The following is an 18759-nucleotide window of genomic DNA, read 5'->3' as shown; positions in this document are numbered from 1 at the left end:
CGGTGTCACTGAGGTTCCGCGTGCGGAACCCTGAGTGCGGCGGACTACCGCCGTTCTAGTTGGCCGATCCGGTTGGCCAGCGAGCGAAATGCTCGATCGTCCTGGAGCCGGCCGCGGATGTCCACGGTCGCCGCACGCGGCACCACGCGCACCAGAGGCTGTCCGGGCGACCTGTCGACGGTGATCTCCACCTCGCGCACGACGGCCGAGACCTTGAGCCCGGTGCCGAACCCGACCTCGCCGAGCACCCGGTCGCCGAGCCGGTAGCCGACGCCGTAGGTGAGCCGGTCGGTGTCGCGCGGCACCAGATCGACCAACTCGACCGGGCCCGTCTCGGCGAGCCGCTTGTCGGCGGCGGCCTGGAGCTCCGCGCCGCCGTCTCCGGCGCTGGCGGCGCGTGCGTCGGTGAACGCCTCGACCCGCCGCCACGCGCTGGCGGCGGCGGCGTTGTTCGCCGCCCGGAACGCGCGCGCGTCCTCCTCGCCCCGGCCGCCCGCGACGACGTAGGTGGCGGTGGGCGCGCGGCGTTCGTAGCGCAGGGACGCGAGGTTGCCCAGCGCGAGGCTGAACCGGGCTGTGCCGGTGCGGTCGATGATCGGTGCGATGCCGAGGGTGCGCTGACCGCTGGTGGTCGACGTGACCGTGACCGCGAGCCCGGCCCGGTCGGCGAGCGGCGCGATGAGATCGAGCAGCGGGTCGAACCTCGCCTTGGCGGTGACGGCACCGCCTGCGGCGGGGTCTGCGATGTCGGTGTCGAACGATGGCGTGATCCGGTCCGTGATCGCGAGGTGCCCGGCGTTGTAGGCGATGTAGCCCAGGACGACCGTGCTGGCCTGCCCAGTGCGCACGTCGTACGCCTGCGCGTCCTGGTCCGTGGCCACCGACGTCGGATCGGGGTACGCGAGGCGCTCGGCGAGCACGGTCATGTCGTCGGGGCCGGCGAGCGTGACCAGCGGGACCCTGCCGCCGGACCGGTCCCTGCCGATGCTGACCTCGTGGTGGTCGACATAGCCGCCGAGCGGATGCGGCCCCCCGGTGAACGCCAGCCGCCACCCGCCCTCCAACATCTCCAACGGCACCGCGGACAGCGGCGCGGTCAGCGACCAGCGCCCGACCGCCAGGTGCCGCGGCACGAGAGTGGCGGTGCGGTAGGCGATCGGCCGGCGGCGGGCCCCGCCGGGGTCGATCGGGTAAGCGGCTGGCATCAGAGCCCCCACGGTTCACCCGCCCCGTACTGCACCTGAGCGTCGTGCAGGACGTCGCGCAACTGGGCCGCCGTCGGCAGGGACCGGACCGCGTTCATCGTGATGTTGTAGTTGACCGTTCGGCCCCCGTTCCCGCGCCCACTCGCGCTGTCCAGGCCTGCACTGCCGGACCGACTCGTCACGACCTCGGCGGCGGCTGCGGGCAGGCGCAGCATCGGCATCGGCACCGCTGCGAGCGCCGAGTCCGGCATCCGCACGTCACCACCCGCAGCCGCGTTGATGGCCTCCAGCCACGGGCCCCACTTCTGGGCGGCCTTGCGCGTGACGACGAACTCGCCCGTCGTGGTCGGGGTGAGCTTGCTGTCCACGTCCGGACCGCCACCGGGAATCCAGCCGCCCTTGTTCCTGCCGCCGGATATCCAGTCGGGCGCAACCTTTTCGTCGGTGCGCGTCAACAGGTTGATGTAGACGAACTTGTCCTCCATCTGCTGCTTGTTGATGGCGCTGATCACGTCGGACGCCAGGTCCTTCGCCTCGATCTTGATGGTTTTGCCGCCTGGCAGGCTGATCACGGCTTGGCCGGTCGATGTGATCGACCGTGTCGCGCCGATCGCGGACAAACTGCTGTCGTCCATGTTCGCGACCATGGTTTGCAGCGACTGCGGCAGCGGCCCGGACATGGACGCGGCGAGCTGGAGCGCAGCGCCGTTGGAGGCGTTCACCGCAGCGGTCTGCGCCTCGACGCTGTCCTTGTTCTCGTGGTGCGCGGCGGCTTCCTGGCCGGCGGCGTTGATGATGGCGAGCATGGACCGCTCGATGTTCTGGTTGGCTTGGTCGAGCTCGATGGTGCTGGCCGTGCCGGACTTCTGGAGTTCGCCGAGCTGCTGTTGCGCGGCGGCGAGTTGGGTGTGCGCGGCGCGGAGGTTCAGGCCACTGCCCGCCAGGCCGAGCGCTGCGGCCTGCTGCTCGATCATCCGGTCCGTGTGGGACTTGGTCGCGTCGGCAGCCTGGAACTGGGCGTCTTTCAACGCCTGCTGCGCGGCCGTCAGCCGGACAGACGCGTCGGCTGCCTCCCGAGAGGCCGGGCCGTGCTGCTCGACCGCGCGCGAGTGGTCGGCAGCGGCGGCGGTCGCGTCGAGCTGGGCGCGCTGGAGGGTGGTCATCGACGCGCGCTGCTGGTCGATCGCCTCCCGGGCATCGTCCATTGTGGGCACGAGGAAATGCCCGATCACCTGCCCGAGGGCGTTACCGCTGTTCTGTAGATAGGCGGCATCCACCGCGTTTTGGCGCAACTTCTCGCCGGTCGTCGCCGCTGCGTTACCGCCCGCCATCAACCCGGACGCGAGCTGGTCGGTCGACCCGTAGAGCTGGTCGGTGACCGCCAGCAGCCCGAGCAGCGCGCCACCCGCGATCGCACCGTACGGGCCGATGTCGCCGAGCGCCCGACCCAACCCGCGGGTCGCGCCGGCCAGTTTGGTGCCGCCCGCGCTGGCGGACTCCATCCGGCCACCGAGCCTGCCGACCCCGTCTCCCACAGCGCCCAGGATCGCCGCGCCGGCCCGGTAGGACAGCAGGATGCCGCCGATCGTGCCCAGCGCGGGCGCGAGCGGGCCGAGCAGGTCCAGCAGCCGGGAGACGACACCGAGCACAGTGGACGCCGACGACGTGACCGAGGGCAACGCGCCCTCGCCGAGACCGATCGCGGCATCGGTGGTCTGGTCGACGATCCCGACGAACTGCGACCACGGGCCCGCGCCCTGTTGCGCGAGCATCGCGGCGAGCCGCCCGCTGGAGCCGAGCAGGTCTTCGATCAGCCGCCCCATGTCGCCCGCCGCGCGCCCGGCGGCAGGCGCTTCCTGCGAGACCTCGCGCAGGAACGCCGAGAGCCCCCGGCCGCTCCGGTCGAGCAGTGCGTTCAGCCCCGCCACGGCGGGGGCGCTGGTGCGAGCGGCCTCCAGCAGACCAGGCCCGAGCTGCACGGCCAAGCGCACCAGGCCGTCGGTCAGCAGCGCCACCGACGGGCCGCCCTCGTCCGCCGCCCGCCGCAGGACCGGCGCGAGCATCCGGAGCCCGGTCACTGCCTTGCCCGCCGCGTCAACGAGTTCCCCGCGCAGCGGTTCGGCGACCTGCTTGACGGTGGACAGGCCCTCGCTCTTGAGGTTCCCGAAAGCGTCGCTCACCTGCTGGTCGGTCTTGAGCGCGGCGGCAGCGAGCGCCACGAGCGCCACGGCGACGAGCCCGATGCCACCCGCGGCGAGCACGCCACCCGCGCCGCCCGCCACGCCCATCCCTACCAGCGTCGCCGTGAAGCGACCTACCTTGCGGTCTGCCTGTTCGACCTGGTCCGTGGCCTTGTCGGCAGCCGCCGCTGCCCGTGCGCGGGCCTTTTCCTCGGCGTCGATGGCGTCGATGGTGCGCAGCCGGGCCACGACAGCGGCACGCGAGGCAGCCGCGACCCGCTGCTCGGCTGCCTCGACCCGCGCCGCCGGGGCGTCCGCGTCGAGTCGTACGTCGGCCAGCGCACGCTCGGCGGCTCGCGCACGCTCGGCGGCCTGCTGCTCGGCGGCCCGTGCTGCGGTGATCCGCACCGATCCGGAGGCTGCCGCCTCTGCGGCCTTGCCCTGTTCTGCGGCGAATGCTGCTGCCGCCTCTGCGGCCTGCGTTTTCGCGGCAGACAGACCTTCGGCCGCCGCTGCCGCGTCCCGCTCCTTGCGTGCGGCGTCTTCGGCGGCTGCGCCGGCCTGTTGGTGAGCGGCTGCCAGGTCTCGTGTGAGGTCGGCGACCTCGCGTTCGCCCGCCGCGACTCCGCGTAGCGCTTCGGCCAGTCGTTCCTCGGCCGCGACGATCCGGTCGGCCGCCGCACCGTTGTTGCGCAGTGCGTCGAGGGCTGCTTGTGCGGTGCGGACTCGGCCGAGCGCGGTCTCCTGCGCCCCGGCGGATTTCGCCAGCCGCGCGTCCAGCGCGCTGATGTTTTTCTGTACCTTGGCGTCGAGGCTCGCGCTGGCTGCCTCGGCGGTGGCCACTGCCCGCGCGAACGGGCGCGCGTCGGCGTCGAGTTTGGGCTTCTGCGCCTCGACGTCCTGCTTGAGCCCCTTGGCGTCGGCGCGCACCTCTTTGGACTGTGCCTTGTAGCCGCTGGTGTCCAGCGTGACGATGCCCCGGATGTGGCCGACCGTGGTGCTCACGGTGGTGAGCGTGCTACCGGGGTGTCACGTGCCGGCCTTACGGGGACGCTGGGGTGTCCGGCTAGTCGTCGTCGGACAGGCGAGCGTCCCGGAGCTGCGCCCGGAGGTTGTCGAGGTCCCAGCGGAGGTGACCGCCCGGCGTGACGAGTGCGGGCTTCACCAGTCCGGCTTTGGCCCACCGCTGGAGCGTGGTCGCGTTTACGCCCAGGTCGCGAGCGGCCACACCAGTGGGCACGAGAGCCATAACGGCAGCGTGCACCGCGTTTGTCCGCGTTACCGGGCTGGTGCAGGGTTGACACCCGATTAGGTCCAGATGTGGTGATTGCAGCGTTTGCAGGGTTACCGTGTCATCGTGACCAGCCGTGACCAGGCGCAGCCTCCCCCCGTCGAGGCCCGCCACACCATCACCGTGACGTTGACGGCCCGCGAGATCGCTGCCGTCAGGGGTGTGGCGTTCGTCGTCACGTCGCCCGACGATCGAGACCACCGGGTCAACTTCGCTGAGGCCGCGCTGAAGCGGTTCCAGCAGGCCGTTCGGGACCAGCGCCCGTAGGGCTCGCGTGACGGTTCTGGTCACCTGGTGGTTGTGGACTGATGAGTCCGTGGTCCATGCGTTCCCTCGTGTCCAGTTTGGACAGCCACGCGGGGTCTTGGTGACGATGTGCGGACGTGTGGTGTTCGCGTGGCTGGTCGAACGCGATGACTCGGGACCGAAGTGCCTGGCGTGCCGGTTGAGGGTCGGTCCTGACGGGTGACAGCGCGGCGCGAGGCTGGCCCCGGTTGGAGTGCGGCGGTGCGTGCGGGATGCGGAAGACCCCCGATGTCAAGATCACCGGGGGTCTTCCGCGTTCTCCTGTGTGCCTCGCGGCGGCGGTCCTGCTCTGCTCTCGTGCACGTGGTGCTCCCTGCTGCTGGTCGGCGTGCCCCGGAGTCGGGCGGGTTCCTCCGTGCCCGGTGGAGTAGCCGAGCGGGTTGACCTCCACCGCCAGCGTGCTGGCGCGGTGTCACGCACTTGGTGCCCGGCGAGCCGGCACCGGCCCCCGCCACCGGTCGGCGCGTGTACCCCTCATGTCGAGGGGAAAGGCCACTCCCAGCCCGGGGCCATGATCCCCGGCCGGTAGGTGATCAGCCCGGACGCGTATCGGGAGTCCAGCGCGATCCGGCCGCTGTACTTCGAGCTCGGCGCGTAGGCGCTGCGGGGTAGGTGGTCGTTGGAGTCCAAGCAGCCGTAGGCGGCGGCGGTCGCGACGTTGGTGTCCGTGACGCCGTCCGGGCCGACGATGGCGAAGTGCTGCGGGGTGATGAACCAGTGGTGCGCGGGGTCGAGCAGCGGCGTGGTGTCCACGCTGAACGTCAGGGCGATCATGTGGCCGTTCTCGCTCGGCTTCGCGCACTGCGCGTCGACCTCGATGCGGTCGAGCGTGAACCATGCGCGCATGTCGGTGTTGTTGTTGCCGATCCCTGCTCGCTCTCCCACCCGTTTGACCAGTAGCCCGCGAGCCGAGCGCGGCGAGCCCGTCGACGTGCTCGACGGGCTGCCCGTCGTGGTGGTGCTGGAGGTGGCTGACGGGGTGCTCGTCGCGGGTGCCGGTTCGGCGGTCGGCGTGGACGTGCACGCGGCGGACAGGGCGACGACGGCGGCTAAGGCCGCGAGGGTGGCTCGGCGCATACTGGTCGGTCGCCGGAACGACCGATCGTGTTACGACACCAAGGCGTCTCACTTCCGATAAGTCCCGCTTATCGGAAGTCAGAAGCCGCCTTATCGGAAGCCGGAAAGCCGCCGACGCCGCACGCTTGCGGTGACGGACCACCGGTACCCGGTCAGACTCCGATCATGGCGTATGAGCGGTCCGCTGACCGGGTGGGGAAGACGGCGGGAGAGGTCGGGGACCTCGGCGGGTTCGTCTGGCTCGCGCCGGACGGCACCGCCTGGCGGCTGTACAACTCGCACCCCGTCGAGCTGACGCCCATGGTCTATGACCAGGGCACCGGGCAGTACCGTTCCGACCGCGACGCGCCTCACCGCGAGATCTCGCGGGACGAGTTCGAAGCGCAGTACCGCGTGGCCCCGACCGAACCGCTACGCGATCCGCGCATCACGCACCTGGGCGAACTGGTGGAACGGTTGCTGGACGACTACCAAGCCGCGACCGGGCGGCCGTCTTCGCTCGCAGAGGAGATCGGCCCCGCGCTCGACGCCGTGCGCGGCATACCGGAAGAGGCTGCGCGCCGCAGGTTCTCCGCTGCCGAGCAGGCCGGACGCCACGGGTTCGAGCGCGGACGGCGACGCCGAGGCTGACAAGCCGACGTGGTCAACGACCGGTGCTCGGCACCGGTTGTCCCGGCCAGGCGAACAGGGACCAGATCCCTGTTCTGAATGCAAAAGACCGGGCTGGCCGGTGCCTGGTACCGGTCAGCCCGCACACGGGAGCGCCGGCGACCCGTCACTAGTAGTGACGGGTGGACGCGGCCCGCATTGGTCTGGTCGTTCACGGCCGGAAGTTGTTGCGCCGCCGATCCGGACGCGTCGAACTGTGAGGGATTGGTCTGCTCGTCCGCTGCGGGTGCCGGGTCGGCCGCACGCTCGACCTCGTGAGCTTCACCCAGGCTGAAGTTCCGAACGCGAACGCCGCGCTGCCCCCGGAAGGGGGCTGCAACCTTAGTTGCACGTGAGCACTGGGGACTCTTCGCAGGTCAGAAGGTCTAAACTTCGGACGCTCACCACGAGCGCGGGCGCTGCGGGTTCCGTCGCGATCCACGACGGAACCCCGGACGCTCATCACGGCGCGAGCGCTGGCAACTGTTGGTCAGAGCCCAACAGTTGCCCATGCGCTCACCCCCACGTGCGCGAGCGCTGGACCAGCAACCGCTGTAGCCGCTGGCGCTGCCGGTCCGCCTCAGCCAGCGCCGCGCCGAGCTCGCTCGGCAACTCGTACAGGCCGGACCGCGAGCCGCGCCGGCGGTGCCGACGGTTCTCGCCCACCAGGTTCAGCAGCTCGAAGTCCAGCGGGAACGGGTCCACCCCCGCCGGAGTGAACGCGCGAGCGAGCCACGCGATTTGCTGTCGGCTCGGCCGGTGCTCCCCGCGTTCCAGCCGGCCGACCGTGCGCGCGTCGCAACCGACCACCTCGGCCAGCCGACGCTGCGACCAACCGTGCTCGGCCCTCAGCGCCCGCACACGCGCGCCGAACCCGCCCGCCAACTTCTCCCGCACCTCGGCCGGCAACGGCCCGCTCCGCTCCCACCGGGGCTGTACCCGCGCCACGTCACGCGCGCGACCCTCGGACGTCCGGTGCGCGTTCATCGTTCGGTGGGTGGGTCGAGGAGCGCGGTGGTCTCCTGGTGGATGGCGTCGAAGATGTAGATGGGGTTGAGGCGGGCGAGGCCGGTGATGGTCTGCTCGATGGCGGGTTCGTCGCGGTGGAGGAGTTCGAGGCGGCGGAGTTCCTGGATCGCGCCGCCGATGATGTTCGCGATGGTGAAGTCCACAAGGGACATCGCTTTGAAGGCGTCGCAGTGGACGCCGTATGCGGCGGCGAGCTGGGTGTGTCGCTCCTCTTCGGTGAGGGTGTCGAAGAGGCGGGCGGCCTCGGTTTCGTCGGGGGGCGGGGTGGTGGTCATGCCGTGCTCCGTTCGTGGTTGCGCTGGCACATGGGGCAGAGGAGACGGCCGGTGTCGGTGCGGCGGTGCTGGCCTCCGGGGTTGCCGTGGATGCAGTCGGTGCCGGTGCGGGCTTGAGCGAGCTCGGCGGCGATGACGGCGGCCTGGTCGGCTTGGCGGACGGCGGCGAGTTGAGCGTCAAGGTCGCCCTGCTGGTGGCACTTGCGGAGATAGGCCAGGGGTGAGCGGATGTCCGGTCGGGTGGTGCTGATGTTGTGGAGGAGGAGTTCGATCTCGCGTTCGGTCGCGCCGACCTCGCTGGCGAGCTGAGCGACGGAGGTGACGCCTTGAGGAGTCTTTGGTACTTCTGACCCCTTTGATCTGTGGCTCAGCGTGAGCCCAGCGGGGGTGCTGCGTGAGCCCAGCGCTGGGCTCTGTGTGACCCCTGGCTGGGCTCTGTGTGAGCCCAGTTCGGGGGTTGCTGGGCTCTGTGTGAGCCCAGCAGGAATGGTGAGCGTGTACCGGGTCCGCGCCTTCAGCGTCCGGGCTGCCGCCACGGTGGGCTTGTGGCGCACCAGCCAGCCGCCGGAGTCGAGCACGATCAACATGCGTTTGACGGTTGCCTCGCTGGCCCCGGTCTCGATGGCGAGTTCCGAGAGCGACGGCGTGAACTGCTCGGTGATCTCCAGGCCGCCGCGGCTGGTGTGGGTGGCCAGGATGAGCGCGACAAGCCGGGCGAGCGGTGGAAGATCCGACGCCCGCACGGCCCGTTCGTAGTCGAACCGCGTACTCACGCGGCCTGCTCCCGACGTAGCGCCTCGGCGCAGATGGCGACCAGGTCTGCACGCTCCTGCGCGTCGTTGATCTGCCCGTAGCCGTCGAGGTAGGGCGGCACGTAGCCGTTCCAGTGCTGGTGCAGGAAGCCGGCATCCTGCAACGCCTTGCGGAGGTCCTCGTGCCGCACGACGCGCTCGCGCCGCTCCTGAGCGATGCGGCGGGCCTCTTCCTGTACCGCCTTGAGCTTGCGGTCAGCCAGCACAGCGGCGGACCGGCGGTCACCGGGTCGGGTAGCGCCGCGCATACGCGGGAGCACCCATGGCTCAGGGGTCGGTGGCGCGATGCGCTCCGTGCCCCGGTCGCGGTGGTAGGTGACGGTCGAGCGCTGTGCACCGGATGCTCCCTGCGGTGCATACTGGCTGTGGTCAGGTCGCGCCGGGTAGGTGCCCGGCGTCTCTGGCGAAGCGGGTCCTGTGGTGTCGTGGGGCCCGTTTTCGCTGTTCACGGTCGCGGTCATGCTGTGCTCTGCCTTCGCTGCGGGGAAGGTGGCACCGGGCGGGTGGTCAGGTCCGCTGATCGGTGGGGCGCGGGTGACGGATGGACAGGTCAGGCTGCGGGCTGCGCGTCGACTGGCTCGACCCGGAGGTAGGCGAGCAGTTCGGCGGTTGACGCCCTGTAGCGGTTGCCGACCTTTCGCAGCGGGACGGGGAACTGCCCTGCTCGCGCGAGTTCGCGCCCCTTGGTCTCGCCGATGCCGACGGCGCGGCAGGCGGTCACGAGGTTGACGACGGTGGGCAGCGCGAGCAGTTCTCGGCGCGTCATGGTGGCCATCTAGACAGACCTCCAGGTGATGGACTCATGATCCATTCTGCGATTCGACAAATCCAGTGAAGATGGATCGGTCCTGACTGCGACAGGTTATGCGCCCTGCTGGCGAGGTGCAAGGCGACGCGCTACTTTGACGCCATGGACTTTGTGGCCTGGTCGGCCAGCGACATGATCGCGGAACAGATCCACAAGCGCAGGAAGGCCGCTGGCCTCACTAGAGCTCAGCTCGCCGAGCTGTGCGCAGCCGTTGGTGGACCATCGCTGTCCCCGACCGTGATCGGCTACATCGAGACCGGCCGGCGGGACGCAGACGGCAGGCGGCGGCGTGAAGTGGCAGTAGATGAACTGCTGATCTTCGCGAAGGCGTTCGAGGTCTCGCCTCTGCTGCTGCTGTTCCCTTTGGACGAGGTTGGCGAGCGCACCATCGGCGTGCTGCCGGGCCGCGAACTGCCGATGTGGCTTGCAGCGAAGTGGTTCACCGGAGAAGGTCCGCTCGGTCACCGGAACCCTGAGGACGGGCGGTGGTACGTCGATACCGACGAGTTCGAGACGTGGCAGCGGAACAACTCGCCGCTCGACCTGCGCCGCGAGCACGACTACCAGGTGAAGCGGTGGAACGACGCGAAGGGTGACGCCGAGTGGTACCGGTCGGTCGCCGAGACGGCCTCGACCTCAGCGCAGCGTGAGACCGCGCTGGCGGCTGCTGACGCGATGGAGAGTGAGGCCCGAAATCTGGAGGACCGGCTGCGCGAGACGCGGCGGGAGATGAAGCGCAGCGGCCTAACCCCGCCCGAGTTGAACGACGTGCTCAAGTACGTGGACGAGGAGGTCAGAAGGTGAGAGGCGACAACACCTATAAGCGGTGCAAGTGCCGCACCGACGAGGGGAAGGAACTCGGCGCGAAGTGCCCGAAGCTGCGCCGAGCTGACGGAGCGTGGAACCCCAGGCACGGCGTGTGGTACTTCCGGTTGGAGGTGCCGGCCGCTGACGGCCAGGCGCGCAAGGTGATGAAGCGCGGCGGTTACGACAGCCGCGACGACGCGGCCGAGGCGCGCGACGCCGTCGTGAACCTCCTGAGCATCCCGGAGAAGGGGCCGAACGGCGCGGCCGACCGCGCTGCGGTCCTGACCCTGGTCGAGGAGACCCTGCGCCAACGGAAGCCGCTGCCGGACTACGACGAGGTCCGGCGGCGCGTGAGGACCGGCCAGCGGCTCGACAAGGTGCCGACCGTGGCCGAGTGGCTGACCTCGTGGCTTGCCGGGCGGCGAACCATCAAGTCGGCCACGTACCGGTCCTACGAGTCCCACGTCCGCCTGTACCTGGTGCCGCACCTCGGCGCGGTGCCGCTGGACCGGCTGCGGGTCGCGCACGTGGCGGACATGTTCGCGGCGATCGCTGCGGAGAACGAGCGGCTGGCCGAGGTGCGCGCGGACGGAACCGACGAGGAACGCGCGGCCGTCAAGGGCCGGCGCGCGGTCGGCGCGGCGAGTCAGCAGCGAATCCGGGCGACGTTGCGCAAGGCGCTGAACGACGCCGCGCGCGAGGTGGAGATCACGGTCAACCCGGCCGCGCTGGTGGAGATCGCCAGCGGGAAGCGCCCCAAGGCGATCGTGTGGACGCCCGAGCGCGTCGAGGTGTGGCGGGCGAACCGGGCACGCCGCGTCGAGGCCGTTGCCGAGCTGGGCGACGCGCGGCGGTGCGGGGACCGGTACGCCGCAGAGAACCTGCGGCGCGAGGTCGACCACCTCGACGCCACCGAACGGCCGTCGCGGGTGATGGTGTGGACGGCAGTGCAGACCGGCCGGTTCCTCGACTACGCCACCCGTGACCGGCTGTACGCCCTGTACCACCTGGTGGCCTTCCGGGGCTTGCGCCGCGGTGAGGCGTGCGGCATCCGGTGGTCGGACACCGACCTTGACGCGGGCACGATCGAGGTGGCCGAGCAGTTGGTGCAACTCGGGTGGGAGGTCGAGGCCGGCACGCCCAAGAGTGATTCCGGTGCCCGCACGGTCCACCTCGACGCCGAGTCGGTCAAGGAGCTGCGGGTGTGGCGGAAGACCCAGCTCGCCGAGCGGATGCGGTGGGGGCCGGCGTGGACGGACTCCGGGCGGATCTTCACCCGCGAGGACGGGGCCGAGCTGCACCCGGCGTCGGTGACTGACGGGTTCGCCGTGCTGCTGGCGCTGGCCGGCCTACCGCCGATCCGGCTGCACGACCTCCGGCACGGCGCGGCCACGCTGGCGCTCTCGGCCGGGGTGGACATCAAGGTGGTTCAGGAGTTGTTGGGCCACTCGTCGAGTCAGATCACCCGCGACACCTATACGAGCGTGGTGCCGGAGCTGGCGCGCGAGGCTGCCGAAAAGACTGCGGCTTTGGTCCCCCGTGGAAAGGCCACCGGGACAGATGGTCTCCCTTTGGTCTCCCATACCCAGAAATGAAACAGGCGGTCCCCTATGAATTCCGGGAAACCGCCTGATCAGGTGTGGTGCGCCGCCAGGGACTCGAACCCCGAACCCGCTGATTAAGAGTCAGCTGCTCTGCCAGTTGAGCTAGCGGCGCGTGTCGGGCTTCGGCTTGCTCCGTCCGACGTGGAGAACATTAGCACAGCGTCCTACGCGGCTCCCAATCGCCTGGTCAGGCCGGGTGCGGGACGCTGTCCCAGGGGGAACTTCGCGTGGGTAACGATCCAGCATCCTGGGCAACGTCGTCAACCCTCGGGGCGTCACCTTGTCAGGGGACACCAAAGAGATGAATCGGTGTCCTGGGGAGTGATCGGAGGCTTGGCATGACGGTCGGCAGGGGGGCGCGGAGAGCGCTGGGGGCTGTCGCGGTCGGTGTGGTCGCGGTGTTGATCGCGTCCTGTTCTTCCGGGGGTGGTGCTGCCGCGGGGGACGGTGGCTCAATCGTCGGCGGGGGGACGACGTCCTCGTCGACACCTCCGCCCAAGCCCGTTTCGTTGAGCCTGGGGCCCGCCGACCAGGCGGTCGACGTGGCTCCGGGTGCTCCCGTGGTCGCCACCGCGGCGGACGGGAAGATCACCCAGGTCGCGTTGACCAACCCCGAGGGCAAGGCGGTGGCGGGGCAGGTCTCGTCCGACGGCACGCAGTGGACCAACAGCGAGGTGCTCGGGTACGCCAAGACCTACACGCTCGCGGTGACGGGGCAGGGTGCCGACGGGCAGCCGGTCAGCAGGACCTCCACCTTCACCACCGTGAAGCCCCGGACGTTGACCTACCTCTCGGTCAACCCGATGGACGGCACGACCGTGGGCGTCGGGCAGCCGCTCGCGTTCTACTTCGACGAGCCGATCGCGGACAAGGCCGCCGCCGAGGCGATGATCTCGATCACCACCCAGCCCGCGGTGGCCGGCGCGTTCTACTGGTTCGACGAGAAGCAGGTGCACTGGCGTCCGCAGAACTACTGGGCGGCCGGCACCAAGATCTCCATCAGCGCCAAGATCTACGGCAAGAACCTCGGCAACGGCGTGTACGGCGAGGAAGACCGCGTGATCAACACCACGATCGGCGACGCCGTGGTCCACGAGGCCGACGGCGGCTCGCACCAGGTCGTCACCAAGATCAACGGTCAGGTCGCCCGCACCATGCCGACCTCGATGGGCAACGCGGCCAACCCGACCCCCACCGGCACCTACGTGCTGACGGAGAAGCACGACCACATGGTCATGGACTCCCGCACGTACGGCCTGGCGCTCGACGCCGGCGGCTACGTCACCCCGGTCGACTGGGCGACGCGCATGTCCAACAGCGGCATCTTCTTCCACAGCGCCCCGTGGTCGGTCGGCGACCAGGGCAACCGGAACGTGAGCCACGGGTGCCTGAACCTCTCGCCGGAGAACGCGAAGTGGGTGTTCGACCTCTCCAAGCCCGGTGACGTCGTGGTGGTCACGAACTCCGGCGGCCCGCCGCTGGAGTCGTGGGACGGCTTCGGCGACTGGCAGATCCCGTGGGACCAGTGGGTGCGGGGGAACCGCTAGCCACCGAAGAGCCGCCGGCCGGCGGAGAGCCGCCAGGCACCGAAGAGCCGCCGGCCACCGGGGAACCGGCGGCCGGCGGAGAGCCGGTAAGAGCAGCCGCTACAGGTCCGTGACACGGCCCGCCGCCACTTCCAGGCGGCGGGTCGTTTTCACGTGGTCGAGCATCCGCCGGTCGTGGGTGACCAGCAGCAGCGTCCCGGGGTAGGACTCCAGCGCCGATTCGAGCTGTTCGATCGCCACCAGGTCCAGGTGGTTCGTGGGCTCGTCGAGCACCAGCAGGTTGACGCCCCTGGCCTGGAGCAGGGCCAGCGCCGCCCTGGTGCGCTCGCCGGGCGACAGGGACGCCGCCTGCCGCAGCACGTGCGCGGCCTTGAGCCCGAACTTCGCCAGCAGCGTCCGCACGTCGGCGGGCACCATGTCCGGCACTGCGTCCTGGAACGCGTCCACCAGCGCCTGATCGCCGAGGAACAGGCCGCGGGCCTGGTCGATCTCGCCCACGACGACGCCCGGCCCGAGCGACGACGACCCGGCCGCCAGGTCGACCCGCCCCAGCAGGGCGGCCAGGAGGGTGGACTTGCCCGCCCCGTTGGCCCCGGTGATGGCGACGCGGTCGGCCCAGTCGACCTGGAGGTCCACCGGGCCGAGGGTGAACGCGCCGCGCGTCACGACCGCGCCGCGCAGGACCGCGACCACCGCGCCGGCCCGGGGCGCGGCGGCGATCTCCATCCGCAGGTCCCACTCCTTGCGGGGTTCCTCGACGACGTCGAGGCGTTCGATGAGGCGTTCGGTCTGGCGCGCCTTGGACGCCTGCTTCTCGGTCGCCTCGGTGCGGAACTTGCGCCCCACCTTGTCGTTGTCGCTCGCTTTGCGCCGGGCGTTCTTGACGCCCTTCTCCATCCACGCCCGCTGCGCGCGGGCGCGTTCTTCCAGCGAGGACTTCGTGCCGGCGAACTCCTCGTAGTCCTCCCGGGCGTGCCGGCGGGCGATCTCCCGCTCTTCCAGGTACGACTCGTAGCCGCCGCCGTAGGCGCGCACCTGCTGCTGGGCAAGGTCGAGCTCGACCACCCGGGTCACCGTCCGGGCCAGGAACTCCCGGTCGTGGGACACCAGCACGGTCCCGGCGCGCAGGCCCGTGACGAACGCCTCCAGCCGGGCCAGGCCGTCCAGGTCCAGGTCGTTGGTCGGCTCGTCGAGCAGGAACACGTCGTACCGGCTGAGCAGCAGCGACGCCATGCCGGCGCGGGCCGCCTGACCGCCGGACAGGGACGTCATCGGCTGGTCCAGGCCGACCGTGAGCCCGAGGTCGGCGGTGATCTCCCCGGCCCGTTCGGGCAGGTCCGCGCCGCCGAGCGCGAGCCAGCGCTCCAACGCGTCGGAGTACCCGTCGTCGGTGCCCCGGGCGAGCAGCTCGGTCGCCCGGTCGAGCTCGGCCTGTGCCGCGGCGACGCCGGTCCGGCGGGCCAGGAAGTCCCGCACGGTCTCGCCGGGGCGGCGCTCGGGCTCCTGCGGCAGGTGCCCGACGGTCGCGGTCACGGGGGAGAGGCGGATCACACCGCTCTCGGCCGGGACGAGACCCGCGAGGGTGCGCAGGAGGGTGGACTTGCCCGCGCCGTTCACGCCGACCAGCCCGATGACGTCGCCCGGTGCGACGACCAGGTCCAGGCCGGAGAACAGCACGCGGTCCCCGTGCCCGGCGGCCAGGTCCTTCGCGACGAGTGTGGCGCTCATGGCGGAAAACTCCCCGTGGTTCACGGAAAACGCCCCCCGACCGGACGGCCAGGGGGCGTTTCGCTTGGGGTGAGTGACGGGACTTGAACCCGCGACACCTGGGATCACAACCCAGTGCTCTGCCGACTGAGCTACACCCACCAAGACCGGTCGACCCGGCGGCAGAAGCATACAGTGCCGGACCGCCAGGTCTGAAATCGACCCTATTCTCCCCGGTCGGCGGCCAGCAGGGCGCTCGCCACGGCCTGCGCCTGCTCGGTCGACGGGCCGGGCTGCGGCACGAACGCGGTCCGGCGGTAGTAGGCCAGCTCCCGGATGGACTCCCGGATGTCGGCCAGCGCCCGGTGCGCCAGGCCCTTCTCCGGCTGGGCGTAGTAGATCCTCGGGTACCAGCGCCGGCACAGCTCCTTGATCGACGACACGTCGACCATCCGGTAGTGCAGGTGGGCGTCGAGCGCGGGCATGTCCCGGGCGATGAACCCCCGGTCGGTCGCGATCGAGTTGCCCGCGAGCGGCGCGGTGCGCGGGTCGGGCACCCACTCCTTGAGGTAGGCGAGCACCTGCGCCTCGGCCTCCTCCAGCGTCACGGCGGACCGCCGCACCTCGTCGGTGAGCCCGGACTTGGCGTGCATCGCCATGACGACTTCCGGCATCGAGCCGAGCGCCGTGTCGTCGGCGTGGATCACCACGTCGACCCCCTCGCCGAGCACGGTCAAGTCCGCGTCGGTCACCAGCGCCGCGATCTCGATCAGAGCGTCTTTGCCCAAGTCGAGCCCGGTCATCTCGCAGTCGATCCACACCAAGCGATCCATCACCCGCGCGAGCCTAGTCGTCGGATCGTCCGACGCCGCCTCCGCTTCGGGTGGCGGGTCCTACCAATCTCATCACGCTCCGCGCGAGGACGGCTCAGACCGGTATCGCGGCCTGGTCGCCGGTGAACCCGGAGGCCAGGGGCGGCGACACGTCCTTCGGCGAGCCGAGTGGACGGGCGGGGCGCGCCGACACCGGTCGCGCGCCCCGCAGTCCCTTGTGGACACCATCGGTCCGAACGCGATCCGGCGGGCGGAGGTGCTCGGGACGCGGCGGTGAAGTCGGTCTTCCGGTCAGCCGCGAGCGCGCTGAGGCGCGGGATCACCCGCAGGGACTTCCGGCAGGGCCGCTGGGCGGCGGACCTTCGTGGACAGGAACGCCGCGCCGATGCTCAACACCCCCGCCGCGTACCAGGCGGGCGCGTAATCGCCGAAGTGGTCGCGGGTGAGGCCGGCGGCCGTGGCGGCGAGGGCCGCGCCGATCTGGTGGGACGCGAACACCCAGCCGAACACGATCGGGGCCGACAGGCCGAACACCTCGCGGCACAGGGCGACGGTCGGCGGCACGGTCGCGACCCAGTCCAGGCCGTAGAAGATGATGAACACCAGCATGCTCGGGTGCACCGAGTCCTGGAACAGTTGCGGCAGCACGAGAAGCGACGCGCCGCGCAGCGCGTAGTACGTCGCCAGCAGGATGCGCGGGTCCACCCGGTCGGTCAGCCAGCCGGACAGGATCGTGCCCGCGATGTCGAACAGACCGACCAGCGCGAGCAGGCCCGCCGCCGTGGTCGTGGGCATCCCGTGGTCGTGCGCGGCGGGGATGAAGTGCGTGCCGACCAGGCCGTTGGTGGTGGCACCGCAGATCGCGAAACCGCCTGCCAGGAACCAGAACGGGCCGGTGCGCGCGGCCGACGTGAGCGCGGTGATCGCGCGCTTGGCGACACCGGCGACCGGCACCGGGCGCGGCACGACCTCGGTCCCGCCGTACGGCGGCACGCCGAGGTCGGCGGGGTACTCGCGGAGGAAGAAGAGCACCAGCGGCACGACGGCGAGCGCCGCGACGGACACCACGACCGACGCCGAGCGCCACCCCGACGATTCCGCCAGGGACGCCACGACGGGCAGGAACACCAGTTGGCCGGTCGCGCCGCCGGCCGTGAGCACGCCGGTGACCAGGCCGCGCTGCGCGACGAACCACCGGCCGGTGATGGTCGCGACGAACGCCAGCGCCATCGAGCCGGTGCCCAGGCCGACCAGCACGCCCCAGAACAGCACCAACTGCCAGCTCGTGGTCATGAACACGGTCAGCCCGCTGCCGATCGCGACCAGGGTCAGCGCGCACGCGACCACCTTGCGCACGCCGAACCGCTCCATCAGCGCGGCGGCGAACGGCGCGGTCAGGCCGAACAGCAGGAGGTTCACCGAGACGGCCAGCCCGATCGTGCCGGTGGACCAGCCGAATTCCGCCTGGAGGGGTTCGATCAGCGCCCCGGGCGTCGCCCGGAACCCGGCGGCCCCGATCAGCGCGACGAAGCTGACGCCCGCGACCACCCATGCCCATCTGCTTCGAATCACGACAGGAGCGTGCTCGACGCCCCCGAGGTCGGACCAGTGGCCTGACGGTCATCATGTGCAAGAATCCGGCCATGACGCACCAGGTGGCGGTACTGGCGCTGGACCACGTCGTCGGCTTCGACCTGGGCACCCCGCCGCAGATCTTCAACGCCGCCCGCGCGGACGACGACGCGCGCTTCTACCGGGTGCGGGTGTGCACGCCCGGAGCGCGCCCGGTGCGCAGTTCGGCGCAGTTCACCATCACTCCCGACCACGGCCTGGAGCTGCTCGCCGAGGCCGATACCGTGCTCGTCGCCGGTGTGCACCACGGCGCGCGCGTGCTGGAGGACGGCACGATCGAGGACAGCGTCCGGGACGCCCTGCGCGCCGCCTCGGCACGGGGTGCGCGGGTGGTCTCGATCTGCACGGGGGCGTTCGTGCTCGCGGCGGCGGGACTGCTGGACGGCCGCAAGGCGACCACGCACTGGATGCACGCCGACAACTTCCGCCGGCTGTTCCCCGCCGTCGACCTCGATCCCGACGTGCTGTTCGTGGACGACGGCGACGTGCTCACGTCGGCCGGTGTCGGGGCGGGCGTCGACCTGTGCCTGCACCTGGTGCGCAACGACCTCGGCGCGGAGATCGCCAACAGCGCGGCCCGGCGGTGCGTGGTGCCGCCGTGGCGGCCGGGCGGTCAGTCGCAGTTCATCGTGCGCCCGGTGCCCGACGTCGTGGACGCGTCCACCGCGCCCGCCCGCGCGTACGCGTTGGCGCACCTGGACGAACCGCTGGAGCTGCGCGCGCTGGCCGGGCACGTGCGGATGAGCGTGCGGACGTTCACCCGGCGGTTCCGGGAGGAGACCGGGATCAGCCCGGGAAAGTGGATCACCCAGCAGCGGGTCGAACGCGCGCGGCACCTGCTGGAGACCACGCGGCTCGGGATCGACCAGGTGGCCCGCCACGCCGGTTTCGGCACCGGCGCGGCGCTGCGGCAGCAGATGAGCGCGCTGGTCGGGGTGTCGCCCAGCGCGTACCGGACGACGTTCCACAAGGTGGGGTGACCCGACCCGACCCGGGCG

The 18759-nt window shown here is 70.9% G+C and carries 19 protein-coding genes and 2 tRNA genes; 7 read left to right on the top strand and 14 right to left on the bottom strand.

Features of this window, described 5'->3' with window-relative positions:
* Positions 1–44: 44 nt before the first annotated feature.
* From AB0G01_RS11100 to AB0G01_RS11090, 3 genes are all read right to left on the bottom strand, one after another.
* A complete protein-coding gene (locus AB0G01_RS11100; protein WP_360942650.1) occupies positions 45–1205 on the bottom strand; it encodes a hypothetical protein in 1161 nt (386 codons plus the stop codon).
* Complete coding sequence (locus AB0G01_RS11095) at positions 1205–4390, bottom strand: hypothetical protein (RefSeq protein WP_360942647.1); 3186 nt, start codon at positions 4388–4390, stop codon at positions 1205–1207. Before AB0G01_RS11095 ends, AB0G01_RS11100 begins: the two co-directional genes overlap by 1 nt.
* 61 nt (positions 4391–4451) lie before the next feature.
* A complete protein-coding gene (locus AB0G01_RS11090; RefSeq protein WP_360942644.1) occupies positions 4452–4634 on the bottom strand; it encodes a MerR family transcriptional regulator in 183 nt (60 codons plus the stop codon).
* Between the two features lie 108 nt (positions 4635–4742).
* On the opposite strand from AB0G01_RS11090, the gene AB0G01_RS11085 reads away from it, so the two are divergent.
* Entirely contained in the window at positions 4743–4943 is a 201-nt protein-coding gene (locus tag AB0G01_RS11085) for a hypothetical protein (RefSeq protein ID WP_360942641.1), read from the top strand.
* 513 nt (positions 4944–5456) lie between these two features.
* On the opposite strand, the gene AB0G01_RS11080 is transcribed toward AB0G01_RS11085, so the two are convergent.
* Positions 5457–5828 (bottom strand): hypothetical protein, encoded by a 372-nt coding sequence (locus AB0G01_RS11080; RefSeq protein WP_360942638.1) that lies wholly within the window; start codon positions 5826–5828, stop codon positions 5457–5459.
* Between AB0G01_RS11080 and AB0G01_RS11075 the strand changes: the two genes are divergently transcribed.
* Positions 5827–6120: a hypothetical protein gene (locus tag AB0G01_RS11075; protein WP_360942635.1), complete on the top strand. Its 294-nt coding sequence runs from the start codon at positions 5827–5829 to the stop codon at positions 6118–6120. The genes AB0G01_RS11080 and AB0G01_RS11075 overlap by 2 nt on opposite strands.
* A gap of 104 nt (positions 6121–6224) precedes the next feature.
* Positions 6225–6689 carry a hypothetical protein gene (locus AB0G01_RS11070; RefSeq protein WP_360942633.1) on the top strand — a complete coding sequence of 155 codons (465 nt, stop codon included), beginning with the start codon at positions 6225–6227 and terminating at the stop codon, positions 6687–6689.
* Between the two features lie 534 nt (positions 6690–7223).
* Here AB0G01_RS11070 and AB0G01_RS11065 read toward each other — a convergent pair.
* From AB0G01_RS11065 to AB0G01_RS11045, 5 genes are all read right to left on the bottom strand, one after another.
* Positions 7224–7694, bottom strand: coding sequence for a helix-turn-helix transcriptional regulator (locus tag AB0G01_RS11065; RefSeq protein WP_360942630.1), 471 nt, complete (start codon positions 7692–7694; stop codon positions 7224–7226).
* Entirely contained in the window at positions 7691–8011 is a 321-nt protein-coding gene (locus AB0G01_RS11060; RefSeq protein WP_360942627.1) for a hypothetical protein, read from the bottom strand. The genes AB0G01_RS11065 and AB0G01_RS11060 overlap by 4 nt, the downstream gene beginning before the upstream one ends.
* Complete coding sequence (locus tag AB0G01_RS11055) at positions 8008–8784, bottom strand: hypothetical protein (protein ID WP_360942624.1); 777 nt, start codon at positions 8782–8784, stop codon at positions 8008–8010. The genes AB0G01_RS11060 and AB0G01_RS11055 overlap by 4 nt, the downstream gene beginning before the upstream one ends.
* The gene (locus AB0G01_RS11050; protein ID WP_360942621.1) at positions 8781–9029 is read right to left on the bottom strand and encodes a hypothetical protein; all 249 of its coding nucleotides are present in this window, start codon (positions 9027–9029) and stop codon (positions 8781–8783) included. Before AB0G01_RS11050 ends, AB0G01_RS11055 begins: the two co-directional genes overlap by 4 nt.
* A 344-nt stretch (positions 9030–9373) precedes the next feature.
* A complete protein-coding gene (locus AB0G01_RS11045; RefSeq protein WP_360942618.1) occupies positions 9374–9598 on the bottom strand; it encodes a DNA-binding protein in 225 nt (74 codons plus the stop codon).
* Positions 9599–9733: 135 nt separating this feature from the next.
* Here AB0G01_RS11045 and AB0G01_RS11040 point away from each other — a divergent pair, with 135 nt between their 5' ends.
* Positions 9734–10435, top strand: coding sequence for a helix-turn-helix transcriptional regulator (locus AB0G01_RS11040; protein WP_360942615.1), 702 nt, complete (start codon positions 9734–9736; stop codon positions 10433–10435).
* Positions 10432–12033, top strand: a complete 1602-nt coding sequence (locus tag AB0G01_RS11035) for a tyrosine-type recombinase/integrase (protein ID WP_360942612.1) — start codon at positions 10432–10434, stop codon at positions 12031–12033. Before AB0G01_RS11040 ends, AB0G01_RS11035 begins: the two co-directional genes overlap by 4 nt.
* A gap of 45 nt (positions 12034–12078) precedes the next feature.
* Here AB0G01_RS11035 and AB0G01_RS11030 read toward each other — a convergent pair.
* Positions 12079–12154 (bottom strand) — tRNA-Lys (locus AB0G01_RS11030).
* A gap of 226 nt (positions 12155–12380) precedes the next feature.
* Between AB0G01_RS11030 and AB0G01_RS11025 the strand changes: the two genes are divergently transcribed.
* Positions 12381–13589: an Ig-like domain-containing protein gene (locus AB0G01_RS11025; protein ID WP_360942609.1), complete on the top strand. Its 1209-nt coding sequence runs from the start codon at positions 12381–12383 to the stop codon at positions 13587–13589.
* 99 nt (positions 13590–13688) lie between these two features.
* Here AB0G01_RS11025 and AB0G01_RS11020 read toward each other — a convergent pair whose 3' ends face one another.
* The 4 genes from AB0G01_RS11020 to AB0G01_RS11005 form a co-directional block, all read right to left on the bottom strand.
* Positions 13689–15317, bottom strand: coding sequence for an ABC-F family ATP-binding cassette domain-containing protein (locus AB0G01_RS11020; RefSeq protein WP_360942606.1), 1629 nt, complete (start codon positions 15315–15317; stop codon positions 13689–13691).
* Positions 15318–15382: 65 nt separating this feature from the next.
* Positions 15383–15458, bottom strand: a tRNA-His gene (locus AB0G01_RS11015).
* A 62-nt stretch (positions 15459–15520) separates the two neighbouring features.
* Entirely contained in the window at positions 15521–16132 is a 612-nt protein-coding gene (orn, locus tag AB0G01_RS11010) for an oligoribonuclease (protein ID WP_360942603.1), read from the bottom strand.
* 288 nt (positions 16133–16420) lie between these two features.
* A complete protein-coding gene (locus tag AB0G01_RS11005; RefSeq protein WP_360942600.1) occupies positions 16421–17701 on the bottom strand; it encodes an MFS transporter in 1281 nt (426 codons plus the stop codon).
* Between the two features lie 71 nt (positions 17702–17772).
* Here AB0G01_RS11005 and AB0G01_RS11000 point away from each other — a divergent pair, with 71 nt between their 5' ends.
* A complete protein-coding gene (locus tag AB0G01_RS11000; RefSeq protein WP_360942597.1) occupies positions 17773–18741 on the top strand; it encodes a helix-turn-helix domain-containing protein in 969 nt (322 codons plus the stop codon).
* Positions 18742–18759: the final 18 nt, after the last annotated feature.

Origin of the sequence: Actinosynnema sp. NPDC023587, from assembly GCF_040640215.1 — a bacterium.
Taxonomy (GTDB): Bacteria; Actinomycetota; Actinomycetes; order Mycobacteriales; family Pseudonocardiaceae; genus Actinosynnema.
This window is presented reverse-complemented; position numbering and strand designations above follow the sequence as displayed.

Coding starts and splice junctions, on each gene's coding strand:
- AB0G01_RS11100 (WP_360942650.1), bottom strand. CDS start 1,205: ATGCCAGCCGCTTACCCGATCGACCCCGGCGGGGCCCGCCGCCGGCCG.
- AB0G01_RS11090 (WP_360942644.1), bottom strand. CDS start 4,634: ATGGCTCTCGTGCCCACTGGTGTGGCCGCTCGCGACCTGGGCGTAAAC.
- AB0G01_RS11075 (WP_360942635.1), top strand. CDS start 5,827: ATGTCGGTGTTGTTGTTGCCGATCCCTGCTCGCTCTCCCACCCGTTTG.
- AB0G01_RS11080 (WP_360942638.1), bottom strand. CDS start 5,828: ATGCGCGCATGGTTCACGCTCGACCGCATCGAGGTCGACGCGCAGTGC.
- AB0G01_RS11070 (WP_360942633.1), top strand. CDS start 6,225: ATGGCGTATGAGCGGTCCGCTGACCGGGTGGGGAAGACGGCGGGAGAG.
- AB0G01_RS11065 (WP_360942630.1), bottom strand. CDS start 7,694: ATGAACGCGCACCGGACGTCCGAGGGTCGCGCGCGTGACGTGGCGCGG.
- AB0G01_RS11060 (WP_360942627.1), bottom strand. CDS start 8,011: ATGACCACCACCCCGCCCCCCGACGAAACCGAGGCCGCCCGCCTCTTC.
- AB0G01_RS11045 (WP_360942618.1), bottom strand. CDS start 9,598: ATGGCCACCATGACGCGCCGAGAACTGCTCGCGCTGCCCACCGTCGTC.
- AB0G01_RS11040 (WP_360942615.1), top strand. CDS start 9,734: ATGGACTTTGTGGCCTGGTCGGCCAGCGACATGATCGCGGAACAGATC.
- AB0G01_RS11025 (WP_360942609.1), top strand. CDS start 12,381: ATGACGGTCGGCAGGGGGGCGCGGAGAGCGCTGGGGGCTGTCGCGGTC.
- AB0G01_RS11020 (WP_360942606.1), bottom strand. CDS start 15,317: ATGAGCGCCACACTCGTCGCGAAGGACCTGGCCGCCGGGCACGGGGAC.
- AB0G01_RS11000 (WP_360942597.1), top strand. CDS start 17,773: ATGACGCACCAGGTGGCGGTACTGGCGCTGGACCACGTCGTCGGCTTC.